Origin of the sequence: Balnearium lithotrophicum, assembly GCF_900182585.1 — a bacterium.
In the GTDB taxonomy this organism is placed as follows: domain Bacteria; phylum Aquificota; class Aquificia; order Desulfurobacteriales; family Desulfurobacteriaceae; genus Balnearium; species Balnearium lithotrophicum.
Genome location: NZ_FXTM01000030.1, coordinates 1 through 12,092 on the forward strand (window position 1 = coordinate 1; position 12,092 = coordinate 12,092).

Annotated in this window: 10 protein-coding genes and 1 pseudogene; 3 read left to right on the plus strand and 8 right to left on the minus strand. The window is 42.2% G+C overall.

What is annotated here, in order from left to right; all coding sequences use genetic code 11:
* Nucleotides 1-146: pseudogene (locus FN732_RS08810) on the plus strand (IS5/IS1182 family transposase); the annotation flags it as partial.
* Between the two features lie 2 nt (nt 147-148).
* Here FN732_RS08810 and uvrA read toward each other — a convergent pair.
* Nucleotides 149-2,962, minus strand: coding sequence for an excinuclease ABC subunit UvrA (uvrA, locus tag FN732_RS08815; RefSeq protein WP_142936186.1), 2,814 nt, complete (start codon nt 2,960-2,962; stop codon nt 149-151).
* A gap of 183 nt (nt 2,963-3,145) precedes the next feature.
* On the opposite strand from uvrA, the gene FN732_RS08820 reads away from it, so the two are divergent.
* Nucleotides 3,146-3,748: a peroxiredoxin gene (locus FN732_RS08820; RefSeq protein WP_142936187.1), complete on the plus strand. Its 603-nt coding sequence runs from the start codon at nt 3,146-3,148 to the stop codon at nt 3,746-3,748.
* A 26-nt stretch (nt 3,749-3,774) separates the two neighbouring features.
* On the opposite strand, the gene pstS is transcribed toward FN732_RS08820, so the two are convergent.
* Together pstS and FN732_RS08830 are read right to left on the minus strand one after the other, a co-directional pair.
* The gene (gene pstS / locus FN732_RS08825) at nt 3,775-4,818 is read right to left on the minus strand and encodes a phosphate ABC transporter substrate-binding protein PstS (protein WP_142936188.1); all 1,044 of its coding nucleotides are present in this window, start codon (nt 4,816-4,818) and stop codon (nt 3,775-3,777) included.
* 42 nt (nt 4,819-4,860) lie between these two features.
* Entirely contained in the window at nt 4,861-6,018 is a 1,158-nt protein-coding gene (locus tag FN732_RS08830; protein ID WP_142936189.1) for a hypothetical protein, read from the minus strand.
* Between the two features lie 84 nt (nt 6,019-6,102).
* Between FN732_RS08830 and FN732_RS08835 the strand changes: the two genes are divergently transcribed.
* Complete coding sequence (locus FN732_RS08835; RefSeq protein ID WP_142936190.1) at nt 6,103-6,594, plus strand: DUF1439 domain-containing protein; 492 nt, start codon at nt 6,103-6,105, stop codon at nt 6,592-6,594.
* Here the strand turns inward: FN732_RS08835 and FN732_RS08840 are convergent.
* Genes FN732_RS08840 through FN732_RS08860 form a run of 5 tightly spaced genes read right to left on the minus strand, consistent with a single transcriptional unit; the run spans nt 6,591 to nt 11,865 of the window.
* Nucleotides 6,591-7,283 carry an ankyrin repeat domain-containing protein gene (locus FN732_RS08840; protein WP_142936191.1) on the minus strand — a complete coding sequence of 231 codons (693 nt, stop codon included), beginning with the start codon at nt 7,281-7,283 and terminating at the stop codon, nt 6,591-6,593. The genes FN732_RS08835 and FN732_RS08840 overlap by 4 nt on opposite strands.
* The gene (mfd, locus tag FN732_RS08845) at nt 7,234-10,458 is read right to left on the minus strand and encodes a transcription-repair coupling factor (RefSeq protein WP_142936192.1); all 3,225 of its coding nucleotides are present in this window, start codon (nt 10,456-10,458) and stop codon (nt 7,234-7,236) included. Before mfd ends, FN732_RS08840 begins: the two co-directional genes overlap by 50 nt.
* Nucleotides 10,458-10,703: a hypothetical protein gene (locus FN732_RS08850; RefSeq protein ID WP_142936193.1), complete on the minus strand. Its 246-nt coding sequence runs from the start codon at nt 10,701-10,703 to the stop codon at nt 10,458-10,460. The genes mfd and FN732_RS08850 overlap by 1 nt, the downstream gene beginning before the upstream one ends.
* 1 nt (nt 10,704) lies before the next feature.
* Nucleotides 10,705-11,547: an acetyl-CoA carboxylase, carboxyltransferase subunit beta gene (gene accD, locus FN732_RS08855; RefSeq protein ID WP_142936194.1), complete on the minus strand. Its 843-nt coding sequence runs from the start codon at nt 11,545-11,547 to the stop codon at nt 10,705-10,707.
* Between the two features lie 3 nt (nt 11,548-11,550).
* Nucleotides 11,551-11,865, minus strand: coding sequence for an ArsR/SmtB family transcription factor (locus FN732_RS08860; RefSeq protein ID WP_142936195.1), 315 nt, complete (start codon nt 11,863-11,865; stop codon nt 11,551-11,553).
* Nucleotides 11,866-12,092: the final 227 nt, after the last annotated feature.

Genomic DNA, 12,092 nt, shown 5'->3' on the forward strand with positions numbered 1-12,092 from the left:
AGATTAAGCAAGATGTTGGGAGCTATGAGAGAACAAAGAGCTTTTATATAGCTCAGTTATTTGTTTTGACTAAGTTCTGTCTCTTTAACTTGTGGGTTCTCCTTTTGGTCATATGGATTTTTCAAACAGGCTCCACTATCGATTAAATTTATTTAGGTAGAACTTCCCTCAGAAATCTTCCCGTCCAGGTGTCCGTTTTTGCAACCTCCTCGGGAGTTCCTGTAGCAACGACCATTCCTCCCCTCTCTCCACCCTCAGGACCCAAGTCTATGACCCAGTCCGCACACTTTATGAGGTCTAAGTTGTGCTCAATAACTATTACTGTGTTCCCCTTATCAACCAACTTTTGGAGTACGTCTATCAGCTTTTTGACATCGTGAATGTGAAGTCCCGTTGTTGGTTCGTCTAAAATGTAGAGGGTATTTCCCGTTCCCCTCTTTGAGAGCTCCTTTGCAAGTTTCACCCTTTGAGCCTCTCCCCCCGAGAGAGTCGTTGCAGGCTGTCCCAACTTTATGTAACCAAGCCCAACGTCGTAAAGCGTCTTCAACCTGTTGAAAATCTTTGGATGGTTCTTAAAGAACTCCATTGCCTCCTCAACTGTCATCTCAAGAACGTCGTGGATGTTCTTCCCCTTGTACCTAATTTCGAGGGTCTCCCTGTTGAACCTCTTACCCTGACACACATCACACGTTACGTAAACGTCTGGAAGGAAGTGCATCTCAATCTTTACAACCCCATCTCCCTTACAGGCCTCGCACCTTCCACCGGGAACGTTGAAGGAGAACCTTCCCTTCCTGTACCCCCTTGCCCTTGCCTCCGGCGTTGATGCAAAGAGCTCCCTAATCGGCGTAAACAGGTCAACGTACGTTGCAGGGTTTGAACGGGGCGTTCTACCTATCGGCGACTGGTCGACTCTTATAACCTTATCTATAAATTCAATCCCTTCAATTCTCTCGTGTTTTCCTGGAATAACCTTACTCTTGTAAATCTCCTTAGCAAGTGCTTTGTAGAGTATTTCGTTAATAAGTGTCGACTTTCCAGAACCTGAAACACCTGTAACGCAGACAAAGAGTCCTAAGGGAATTTCAACTGTTACGTTCTTAAGGTTGTGCTCCGATGCCCCAACTACCCTTAACCACTTGTCCTTCGGTTTTCTCCTCTCCTTTGGAACCTCAATTTTCAGTTTTCCTGAGAGGTACTTTCCCGTTAGGGAGTTAGGGTTCTCCTTTATTTCCTCTGGAGCTCCCTTTGCTACAACCTCCCCTCCGTGAACTCCTGCTCCGGGGCCCATGTCTATTACGTAGTCTGCACTCTCTATCGTTTCTGTATCGTGTTCAACGACAACAACTGTATTTCCCAAGTTCCTCAAGTTTTTAAGCGTTTCAATGAGCCTCTTGTTGTCCCTCTGGTGGAGTCCGATACTCGGTTCATCCAAAACGTACAGAACGCCTGAAAGCCTTGAACCTATTTGTGTTGCAAGCCTAATTCTCTGAGATTCACCCCCCGAAAGGGTTGATGTTCTCCTGTCAAGTGTCAGGTAGTCAAGCCCCACATCTAATAGAAACTTCAGCCTGTTCCTTATCTCCTTTAGGATTCTCTCTGCTATCCTCTCCTTCTGGCCTGAAAACTTTACCTTTTCGAAGAACCCGTAGCACCCTTCAACCGTCATGGACTCAACGTCTGCTATGTTTAAGCCCTCAATTTTTACAGATAGCGCCTCCCTGTTCAGTCTCCTTCCTTTACACTTGTTACACTCAACTTCCCTCAGATATGGCTCTATCAGCTCCTTCACGTAATCGGACTCTGTCTCCCTGTACCTCCTCTCCAAGTGCTTTACTATTCCCTCAAAGTAGTAAGGCCTGTAGTTTCCCCTGCTGAATGGAACTGTATTAAATACCCTCACTGGAGTCTTTTCAGAGTAGAGGAGAAGATTCAACTGTTCCTTAGATAGTTCCCTTACAGGAGTGTAGGGGGATATTCCCAACTCCTCACAGCCGGTCTCTATTAAGTCCTTTATGTACTCAAACTTTGCCCTTTTAGAGAGCTCCACAGATTCAACAACGGGAGAATCAAAGTCTAAAAGGAGTTCCGGGTCAACTGCAAGTTTAAATCCAAGTCCTCCGCACTCAGGACAGGCTCCTAAAGGACTGTTGAACGAAAAGAGCCTCGGAGAGATTTCCCTGTAGCTAAAACCGCATATTGGGCAGGAGCCCTTAGTTGATAGTGTTTCCTCCTCCTTTGTGTCGTAGTTTTGAACTGTTACAAGTCCATCAGAAAGGTTAACTGCAATCTCTACAGAGTCAGCTATTCTCGTTTTATCCTTACTTGAAACCTTTATCCTGTCAACAATTACATCAATTGAGTGCTTTACTTTCTTTTCAAGTTTTAGGTTTAAAACCTCCTCTGCCCTGTACTCCTTTCCATCTATTCTGAATCTTCTAAACCCCTGCCTTGTGAGTTTCTCAAAGAGCTCCCTGTGCTCCCCCTTTCTCTCCCTCACCACAGGCGAAATTATCAAAATTCTGCTCCCTTCGAGTTTCAAAATCCTATCTACGATTTCCTGAACAGTTTGAGGTTCAATCGGAACGTTGCACTTGGGACAGTAGGGAGTTCCGACCCTTGCAAAGAGGAGCCTTAAATAGTCGTGAATCTCCGTTGTCGTTCCAACCGTTGAGCGGGGATTTTTTGAGACAGTCTTCTGCTCAATCGATATTGCAGGAGACAGTCCCTCTATAAGATCAACTTCCGGTTTTTCCATGAGCTGGAGGAACTGCCTTGCATAGGCCGATAGACTCTCAACGTACCTCCTCTGCCCCTCTGCATAGAGCGTATCAAAGGCAAGAGAAGATTTTCCCGAGCCGGAAACCCCCGTAATTACAACCAGTTTGTTTTTAGGAATTTCGACGTCAACGTTCTTTAAATTGTGTTCCCTTGCACCCTTAACAACAATTTTGTCCTTCATTGGAGCTCCTTAGTGAATTCAGTTAGAAAAATAGACAAATTTTTCCTTTAGGAAATCTCTAACTTATCCATAGAAAGTTTCTATTGATTTATCCCGGTTCTATAGATATATTTGCCTTGAAATTTCAATTGCAATTAATTATCATTTTTAATAACAAAATACCAAACCTTAGGAGGAGGAGAAATGGCACTTGTAGGCCAAAAAGCACCTGAGTTTTGCCTAAATGCATACGATCCTGTTAAGAAGGAGTACACAGAGGTTAAACTCTCAGACTATGCAGGAAAGTTTTTAGTTCTATGCTTCTATCCTGCAGACTTTACTTTCGTCTGCCCAACAGAGATTGCAGCAGTGAACGCTAAAATTGATGAAATCAGGGAGCTCGGAGCAGAGGTTCTTGCAGTATCAACTGATACACACTTCAGCCACCAAATCTTCTGTGAAACAGAGCCTCTTCTAAAGGACCTTAAGTTTCCCCTTGCCGCAGACCCAACAGGAAAGACCGCAAGGGATTACGGTGTCTACATTGAGGAAGCAGGACTTGCAAGAAGGGGAAGGTTTATTATCAACCCTGACGGCGTAATCGTTGCCGAGGAAGTTCTAAATCCACCTGTTGGTAGAAACGTTAACGAACTTCTAAGACAGCTCTCTGCTTGGAAGTACGTTTACGAAAATCCTGATGAGGTATGCCCTGCAAACTGGAGACCTGGCAAAAAGACCCTCAAGCCTGGTCCAGACATTGCCGGAAAGGTTGGAACAGTTGTTACAATTGATGACATTCTATCTTAAAAGTAAGGGGGAGTACTCCCCCTTAACTACTTCAAAACTACTTCTTTCCAGTACTTTCTTATCATCTCCTTTGTACTCTTAGGAAGTGGAACGTACCCTAACTTTACAGCAATTTTATCTCCATTCTTAAACGACCAGTCAAAGAAGTCCACAACCAATTTGTTCTTTTCCTTCTTTTCCCTTGGAAGGAGAATAACGCTCGTAGCAGTTAAAGGCCAGCTCTCCTTACCAGGTTGAAGCAGAAGGTTTCCTAGTAGGTAGAAGTGGTCCTTCAAATTCCAATTTGCGTGGGACGCCGCTGCTTTAAACGTTTTTTCGTTAGGCTTAACAAAGTTTCCTTCCCTTGTTTGAAGCTGAGCAGCCTTTAGATTGTTCTGAAGCTTGTAGGCATACTCAACGTAACCTATTGCTCCGGGAGTCTGTTTTACATAGTTTGTAACCCCTGCATTTCCTTTTGCTCCAATTCCAGCTGGCCAGTTTACGACCTTTCCATATCCTATTTTGTTTTTCCACTCAGGACATACGTTACTGAGCCAATAGGTAAAGTTCCAGGTTGTACCTGAGCCTTCGGCTCTGTGGACAACTGTTATCCTCTGGTGTGTTAATTTCACGTTAGGATTATTCTTCCTTATTTCTGGGTCATCCCAGTACTTTACTCTTCCCATGAAAATGTCACAAACTTCCTTGTTTGAGAGCTTAAGTTCAGTATCCCCTACACCGGGAAGATTGTAAACGACAACTATTGAACCAACTATTGCGGGAAACTGGTATAGTTTCCTCTTGTCAAGCTCCTTTGGTGGTAACATTTCGTCCGAGCCACCAAAGTCAACAGTCCTTTCGGTTACCTGCCTGATTCCTCCCCCTGAACCTATTGCCTGATAGTTAACTTTAACTCCTGTTGCCTTTTCGTATTCCTTTGCCCAGTTTGCATAGACCGGATAGGGAAACGTTGCCCCTGCACCGTTAATTACTGTTTTCTTTTCTGTCCTTTTTCCTTCTTCCTTTTTTCCTCCCCAACACCCAAAAAACAAAACTGCAGCAGAAAGGGATAGAGCAGTTATCTTTTTCATCCTTCCTCCTAATTAAAGTATTTTTTATTTTAACCAAATGTCCTACCATTTGACTTTCGTAACTGCCATAAGTGTGTTCTTATCCTCTCCCGCATCGTCAATTAGTCTATCATCAACAACAGTGAATCTTACGTGTTTACTGTAGTCCCACCAAGCACCGTAAACAAAGTGGTCCCTTTCATCGTTTGATTTATCATCGTTAGGGTCCCAGTGGTCATACCTTCCTAAAATTCCAACCGAATACCCTGTAAAGGGCTTTAATTTTAAGTCTGCATTGAACGAGTATCCTTTTTGGTCTACATCGTTCTTGTTGTAGTAATCGTCCCTATCCCAGATGTACTGGGCTGCAACCAAAAAGTATGGATTGTTGTAAACTGCATGGACTTGATAAATGTGTCTATCCATATCCTGCCCTTTAAGGTCAAAGATGTGAGCTGTATGTCCAGAAAGCGTAAAGTCTTCAAATAGATTAAGTGAAAGTCTTCCCTCCAAGGATTTTCCAAAGTGCTCACTATTTTCCTCTCCGTGGTATCCCTCACCGTTGAATATTCCAAACTGCCATGAAGCTATTGAGTATTTTCCTTTGAATGAAACACCCAAGTCTGCCGAGTTTTCTAGGCCTGCCCCCTCCTTGTTCTCTATTAGGGTCTCCTCAACATCCCTGTGGAGCCAACCGTGGTGCTCCTCCCAGTCGTGCCACGGCCTGTGGGCAAGGCCAATTTCAACTCCGGTGTGGGGAAAAACGTTGTGAAAGTAAACGTAAGCGTGCTTAATTCTTGCAACGTAGGAACCGTTCAAGTCTCCAGCCCTGTCTCCGTTCTTGGCCTTTGCCTGGTGGACGTCCAACGTTGTTCTGAAGTAATCTCTATCGTTAAAGTATCCGCGGAGTTCCACGTAGTTTCTTGTAATTCTAAAAGCATTATTATGAGATGGATTCTTCAGATCCGCATCGTAATGAAGATATGCCTCTCCACCAATTTTTATCTTCTTATCTTTTGAAACAACAGTAGTTCCACTTGAACGGGAAGGAATTTTTATCTCTACAGGTTTTCTTCCGGGACCTGGAGTTAGGTAGAGCCTTCCCTCACTATCAACGTAGAGGTGATTTACAGGAGTTCCATTAATTAAAATAGTGTCGGCCCTTGACTGAAGGGAAATGATTGATGTTAGAGTTAACGTTAGAATCAGGAACTTTCTCATTTTTTCCTCCAAAGGTTTAAATTTCCCTTACAGAAAGTTTATCCTATTAATTGTTAAGAAAGTGTTAAGATTTAGGAGGTTAACTTGAAAAAGCTTTTAAAACTTTTATTGCCCTTAGTTTTAGTTGTTTCCTGTACCTATGAACTTTCAATCCCGGAGAGCAAACTCGAGTCCTACGTTTGTAAGGAATTTCCCAAGAAGAGTGAAATTTTTCTATCAAAAGTAATAGTTAAAAATCCAGATTTAAAGCTATTGGGTAACAATAAAGGGGAGCTTTCTTTTTATTTAGAAGTAGTTCCCCCTTTGGGAAAGGAAATAGATGCTAAAGTTGATGCCATTGGAACCTTTCAGTTTGATTCAAAAACGAAGACACTCTACCTTGTTGACTTAAAACCCAAAGATGTTGTACTAAATGGAAAGAAGTTTGAAAGTGATTTAGTAAACAAAACAGTTAATTTTATTATTAGAGATGTACTTAAAGGAATTCCTGTCTATAAAATAGAAGGAAAAAAAGCGAAACTCGTAAAGGGAATAGAGATTAAAAGAGGGAAATTAGTTGTTAAGTTAGGAATTTAACTTCCGTTTCTCTTAACTTTTAAATATTTAGCCATTAACCTTGCTACTCTATAGTTCTTTGATTCATTTGCAAGGTCTAAAGGAGTTTTTCCTCTTTGGTTTTTAATACTTGGGTCTGCTCCGTTTTCTAAGAGAACCTTGGTAGCGGCATAACTTCCTTTAGAGGTTCCACAGTAGTGAAGGGGGGTATTTCCATAGTTGTCCTTTTCGTTAACTTTAGCTCCATTTTCTATCAGGAGCTTTGCAGTTTTAGGTCTGTTGTATATACAGACGAGGTGGAGAGGAGTATAACCGTACTTGTCCCTTTCGTTAACTTTAGCTCCTTTTTCTATTAAAAGTTTTGCTACCTCGTAGCTTCCTCTAACAACAGCTTCATGGAGAGGAGTGAATCCGAAATAGTCCTTAGCGTTAATTTTTGCTCCATGTTTTATTAAGAACCTTGCAAAATCAACACTGTTTGCATCTACAGCGTAGTACAAAGGAGTCTGACCGAATTTGTTCTTTATATCAACTGGAATTTTTCCCGAAGCAATCAGCTCTTCGGCCTTTTCAAAGTCGTGGTTCCTTAATGAGAAGAAGAACTCCCTCTTTATTTTTTTATCAACTTGAATACTCTGAGCCTTCTGGGCAAAGGAGTAACTAATCGGAGATGCTGCTATGAGTAGCGATAGAATTAGAGCTCTCTTCATTTTCTCTCTCCCTGAGATTTCTTAAAACTTCTATGAGTTCATCTAAACTTTTCACGTCAAAATATAGTTTCCTATCCGGTGTGAAAACAGCCCCCTTCTCTTTAACAAAGGAGACAAGTGTTTCGGGCGATACGTTTGGACTTTCTCCGAAGGAGATTATGGCCTTCATGGAGGGAGTAACTGATACCTCCTTTATTCCTAACTCCTTGGCTATCTTCTTAATCTGCATAGTTTTAAAGAGATTAACAACAGGGTCTGGTAGGTATCCCCTAAGCTTTTTCAAATTGTCCAAGAACTCTTCAGGATTTTCTGAGGATGCCATTTGGGAGTAAAGCTTTACCTTTTCCTTCGGGTCTTCAATAAATGTATCTGGAATGAAGGCTTCAAATGGTATGTTAATCTTAACGTCCTCCTCTTCCCTTTCCTTCGTTACTTCCTCAAGAAGCTTTGTGTAAAGCTCAAGTCCTACAGACTCAACAAATCCGCTCTGTTTAGGTCCTAAGAGAGTTCCGGCTCCCCTTATTTCAAGGTCCCTAAGGGCAAGTTGAAATCCTCCACCCAACGGGGACAGTTTTTTCATTGCCTCAAGTCTCTTAATCGCCTCGGGAGTAAGCTTAACATTCGGAGAAGTCAGCAGGTAACAGTACCCCTTCTCAACCCCCCTTCCTACCCTTCCTTTAAGCTGGTAGAGCTGTGAAAGGCCAAACCTTTCGGCTCCAATCACTATCAGCGTATTCGCACTTGGAACGTCAAGACCTGATTCAACTATCGATGTTGAAACCAAAACCTGAATTTTTCCCTCAAAGAACTGGTGCATCGTTTTCTCTATCTGGGAGCTCCTCATTTGGCCGTGTACAATTTCTACCTTTACATCTGGAAAGAGCTTCTCCACCTTCTCCTTGATTTCAGGAAGTGCCGATATATCGTTGTGAACTATAAATACCTGACCGCTTCTTGAGATTTCCCTTTCAACTGCCGTTTTTAAAATGGCATCTGTGTACTTTCCAACAACAACCTTTGTTCCCCTCCTCCCTGCAGGGGGAGTTTCTATTTTTGATATGTCCCTAAAACCCGAAAGGGCTGAATAAAGAGTTCTTGGAATTGGTGTTGCCGACAGGTACAGAACATCAATGTTCGATTTTAACTTTGTCAGTTTTTCCTTCGTTTTAACTCCAAACCTGTGCTCCTCATCTATTATAAGGAGTCCTAAATCCTTAAACTTAACGTCATCCTGGGTTAACCTGTGTGTTCCTATTACGATATCAATCTCTCCTCTCTCTAACCTCCTCAGTATCTCTTCCTGCTCCTTCTTCGTCCTAAACCTTGAAAGGAGTTCTATCTCAACGGGAAATCCTGAAAACCTTCTCTTAAACGTTCTGTAGTGCTGGTCGGCAAGGACCGTTGTGGGGACAACAACAGCAACCTGTTTTCCCGCAGAAACTGCCTTCATGGCAGCTCTCATTGCAACTTCCGTCTTTCCAAATCCAACGTCACCACAGAGAAGTCTGTCCATCGGTTTTTCAGACTCCATATCCCTGTAAACTTCTCTTATTGCCCTCTGCTGGTCGGAAGTAAGTCTGTATGGAAATCTTCTCTCAAACTCCCTTATTAGCCTCTCATCTCCAACAATTTTTTCCTTTACGGAGCTCTTCCTCTCCTTGTAGAGCTCCGCAAGCTCCCTTGCAAACCTCTCAAGTGAGGCCTTAATTCTCCTCTCCAAGTTCTTCCAGGAAGTTCCCCCCAACCTGTCCAACTTAGGGTTTTTCCCCCTGTATCCTGTATACCTGTAAATTCTGTCAATCTGTGTAAACGGTGCGTATAGCTTCTCTCCTCCAGCGTACTCAATCTCTATGAAGTCGTAGAGTTTTCCCCCTATCTCCCTACTGACTATTCCCTGAAATACTCCTATTCCGTAATCCCTGTGAACTACCAACGTTCCCGGCTCAAGTCCCGTTACGTCAGTTCCCTTTTTAACGGGAATCTCTATAGTTCCCTCTGCAATTAGAGCTCTCCTTCCCTCCTCAAATTTGTAACCACCTAACGAACTTCCTCTCTCAAGTGAGTACTTAATATTGTATATGTTAAATAGCTTTTCTGCCTCTTTCTTTAAAGTCTCAGTCTGATAGATTAACTTTACTTCGTAACCTTGGAGGCTCCTTACAATTTCCTTTAAGTTTTCATCTTCAACAAAGGGAAGAGGAGCTATTTTAAAGTCAACAGAATTCTTAACGTTTTTCTCATAAATTAGAAGAGTCGGTTTGGGGAGCTCCCTAACAATAAACTTTTCAGGTGATGATGAGCTTACTCCCTCCCTCTTTAGAATTTCGTAGTTTTCCATTACCTGCGAGACAAAACTCTCAGAAGACGTTCTTATCTGCTCGGGCTCAATAAATACAGCTTTAAAGTTTCCTATGTACTCTGTAATTGGAACAAGTTCAACAACATCCGGAAGGAATTTCTCAGCTCCACTGAGCTCACCCAAAAGGGAGTGTCTTTCCGATACTTCCCTATCAATCCTTGAGAGCTTCTCTAACATCTCCTCATCCGTAGGAAGTTCTAATGTCGGAACAAGTGTGAACGATTCGGTATTCAAGCCGTTCACCTTTAAGGTCTCAATTTCATCTCCAAAGAACTCTATCTCTACCCTTTCATTTAAGGGAGTAACTATCTCTAAGAAACTTCCCTTTAGGGAGAATTCTCCACTTTCAGGTTCACTGTCTACTCTTCTAAATCCAAAGCCGGTTAGTTTTTTGGGAAGCTCTGAAAGAGCAATCTCACTGCCCCTTTTAAACTCTAAAATCCTATCTATTAAAAACTCTGGAGATACAACTTTCTGGAGAAAAGAAGAAGGTGTTAGAACTACCAACTGTGGAGAGGTAGCAAATATACAGTAGAGAGCTCTAAGCCTTTCGTACTGAACTGATGAAAGTGGAGATGAGACGTCTAAGGGAGGAACGTCCCACGATGGAACGTAAATAGACTTTAATCCTTCCCTCTTTAAATCCTCAGAAAATGCCCTTGCTAACTGCTCGGTAGGGAGGAAAACAACTAACGGGAAAATGTTTTTAACAATTTCCTTTATTAAAAGTGCTTTTGAACTCCCAGGGAGACCACTTACCTTTGAAAGTCCTTCCTTTATCTGTGACCGGACTAATCTAACGTTTCTTTTGAACATTAGCTCTCTTCAATTAACTGTGCTTCTCTCTGCATAAGCTTGTTAAACAGTGTATCCCACAACAGTTCCAACTTTCCACCTACGTGTTCCCTGTAGAATGCAATAGAGTCGTCTATTTCATCCTTCAATCTCTCAAAGAAGTCATCATTCTGAAGGCCCATATCTATCTTGTCCTGATTGTAAAGAAAAAAATCTGCGACGATTGTTCTTGCAAGTCTTTCAGCCTTATCCTTTGAACTTTCCATACTAACCTCCAAAGTGTAACAGTAGCTTCGAGAGGGTTTTTTTCAGTTCTCTCCTTTCAATAATCATATCGATTAGACCGTGTTCTAACAAAAATTCAGCCCTCTGAAAACCCTCAGGGAGCTTTTGCTTTATTGTTTGTTCAATGACTCGGGGGCCGGCGAAACCTATCAGAGCTCCAGGCTCTGCAATAATCACGTCTCCAAGAAAGGCAAAGCTTGCCGAAACTCCACCCATTGTCGGGTGAGTAAGAATCGTTATGAACGGCACCCCCCTTTCCTCAAGACGTGCAAGGGCTGCAGATGTCTTTGCCATCTGCATTAGGGATAGAACTCCTTCCTGCATTCTCGCTCCACCTGAAGCAGTTATGCAGATAAATGGAATTCCCTCTTCTGCAGCCCTTTCTGCATTTCTCGTTACCTTCTCGCCGGCCACCGAGCCCATACTTCCACCCATAAACCTGAAATCAAAGCAACTTACTAAAACTTCCCTACCCTCTATTTTTCCCCTTGCATTAACTACTGAATCCTTTAATCCTGTCTTTTTCTGTGCCTCCTCAAGTCTCTGTCTGTAAGATTTTCTGTCCTTAAAGTTTAGAGGGTCGGTTGGTGTAAGCTCCCCATCCAATTCCTCATAGGTTCCTTTATCAAAGAGCATGTAGAGCCTGTCCTTAGCCGGAACTGGGAAGTGGTATCCACACTTTGGACAGACCCAGAAGGAACTTTCAAGTTCTCCCCTAAAAAGGAGAGTTTTACACCTTTCACACTTCAGCCAGAGACCGCTTGGTAGCTGAAGCTGTTCCTCCTTTTTAGAAGGTTTCTTTCTCCTAAAGAGCTTTTCAAGCATTAACTAACCTCTAAAGCAGGCAATTTCAGGTAGAAGGTTCAGCAGTTCCCTAAAAGCATCTGAAGCTATCGAATAATAAACTTTATTCCCCTCACGGTTCTTTGCAACTATTCCCTTGTACCTTAGCGTTCTTAAGTGCTGTGAGAGCGAAGATTGGGAAATTCCTAAAATCTGTTCCAAATCTGTAACACACATGGGTTTGTCCTTGAGGGTAAAGAGAATCTTTAACCTAACAGGAGAGGCCAAAGCTTTTAAACACTCAGCTCCTTCCTCTATTCTTTCATCGTCGAGTATAAACTCGTTTTCCTTTTTAGCCATAACTCCTCCATTTTAAAATGTTTTTAATCTACATTTAATTTTAATCAAAATCACAATATAAAACAAGTTGAATTAAATCTTTAAATTTATAGCCGTGTAATATATATTTATGTTACTTATATTTCAACTACTTGTTCTCGTTCAATACATGGTGGACACCCTGGTGTTTTTTAATATATTCCTCAAACTTCTCTACTGGAGTCTTATAACCAAGACCTTGATGAGGC